2 protein-coding genes are annotated in these 1,932 nt (G+C 56.2%); one reads left to right on the top strand and one right to left on the bottom strand.

Annotated features, from left to right (window positions below; all coding sequences use genetic code 11):
- Positions 1 to 880 (top strand): alginate lyase family protein (locus tag WBB85_RS04260; protein WP_432637386.1); only part of this gene is annotated, 880 nt, incomplete at its 5' end.
- A 158-nt stretch (positions 881 to 1,038) separates the two neighbouring features.
- On the opposite strand, the gene WBB85_RS04255 is transcribed toward WBB85_RS04260, so the two are convergent.
- Positions 1,039 to 1,932 (bottom strand): DNA-methyltransferase (locus WBB85_RS04255; protein WP_432637385.1); only part of this gene is annotated, 894 nt, incomplete at its 5' end.

The raw sequence follows: 1,932 nt of genomic DNA, 5'->3' as shown, positions 1-1,932 counted from the left end.
GCTCCTCGGCGTCTCGTTAGGGGTTGCTGCCCGCAACGACGCCGCTGGAGCACGAAACATCATCGCGACTCTCGTCGGCCTTGCTCAGTCGCAGGCGTTGCTCTCTGTAATGTCGGTTTCGCAGGCTCAGCGGGTGAATTGCTGGTCGGGTGGCAACAAGAATAGTGTCTGCCCATACCACGTTGTACAGCACAGCGGATACTCAGGTATCGCGATGATAATTTCAGCATCAGTTTTGGAAGAACATATCAGTAGCGGAGACCGCGCAATTCTTACGAAATATTTCACAGCTCTGTACAAAAAGTTTATCGCGCCGCTGTCGGCGAACGGACTTCGCGCAGACGGTCTCTATGAATTTGCGGACTATGGAATTGGTGTCCTCGCGTATGCGCGTTGGACGGGTAATTCCGGGCTAGCCTCCAGCGAAATTCGTGCCCGCAAACGGGCATTCGAGAAGAAGATCGAGGCGAATGGCCTGATCGACAACAATTCCTTCCGAGGATATCGCGGTTATTGGTATCATACACTTGGGGCCGAAAGCGCTTTGGGCTACGCTTTAGTGGCGCGAAGGTTTGGTGTTGACCTCTTCCGCGACAAGAGTCTCGGGCCACGTTTGAAAAACCTTGCAATCCAGACAGTTCGTGGCGCACAGGACTATGCTGCATTCCGTTCTATTCCACCTAAAGGTAACAATGCTATTCGCGATCCTGGCGACGAAATCCCACATATGCATCAATTCGCAGTAAATTTGCCTAGCATCATCGCAAAAGAATATGGATTGCAGGTACCCATTCAGAAAGCATATCGGTCGAAAGGCCGGTCCGAGACGATTAGTAAGCTCATAGGTTTCAATGCGGACTGTTATTACGGGAGTCGCTGAGTACACATTACTTCCAGGCGAGAGCATGGATCCCAATTTAGCAAATGGATGCGCCACTCTCGCAGCCTACACATCTCGTAGATCAATAGCCTAAAGATAAGCTTCTTAAATTCCTATGTGTCACTTTGAATCCGACGTATTTGGGACGCAGGAAATGCTCATTTTGCGAGCCTCTTCGCCTTTAAGTTGACGAAGGTCCCACCAGTTTCCGCCAGCACTGCATTGGCGCCAGTGAACCGCTGCCAACGCTCAATGGCGACATCGACATAGGCAGGGTTCAACTCAATCCCGAAGCAGACGCGGCCCGTGGTTTCTGCAGCGATCAGCGTGGTGCCGGATCCCATGAAGGGTTCGAACACAGACTGACCCGGACTGGAATTGTTCAGGATCGGGCGGCGCATGCATTCCACCGGTTTCTGGGTGCCGTGCACGGTGGCCGCATCCTGACCCTTCCCCGAAATGTGCCACAGCGTGGTCTGCTTGCGGTCGCCTGCCCAATGTCCCTTGCCGGTCTTCTTGACCGCATACCAACAGGGTTCATGCTGCCAGTGATAGTCGCCGCGACTGAGCACTAGTCGGTCCTTGGCCCAAATGATCTGCGACCGCACATTGAATCCGGCTGCCAGCAGGATTTCAGCCACGGTTGCTGCGTGCAGCGCGCCATGCCAGGCGTAGGCCACGTCGCCGGGGAACAGCGCCCAAGCCTCGCGCCAGTCCGCCCGATCATCGTTTAGCACCTTGCCGGTACGCTTGGTCTTGGCGGCACCTGCCTGGTTGCGCCAGGAGGGGTCATACTCCACACCGTAGGGCGGGTCCGTCACCATCAGCAGGGGGCGAACATCGCCCAGCAGCCGCCCGACAACATCGCTGGATGTGCTGTCACCGCAGATCAGTCGGTGCGATCCCAGCTGCCAAATATCACCTGCCACCGACACCGGCGTCACCGGCGGTTCAGGAATGTCATCCTCGCCGTCAACCGCCCCGCCTTCCACCTGATCCGGATCCCGCAGCAGTGCGTCCAGATCCTCGTCGGTGATCCCCAGCAGCGACAG

Source organism: Albidovulum sp. (genome assembly GCF_049646345.1).
Taxonomy (GTDB): domain Bacteria; phylum Pseudomonadota; class Alphaproteobacteria; order Rhodobacterales; family Rhodobacteraceae; genus Albidovulum.
This window is presented reverse-complemented; position numbering and strand designations above follow the sequence as displayed.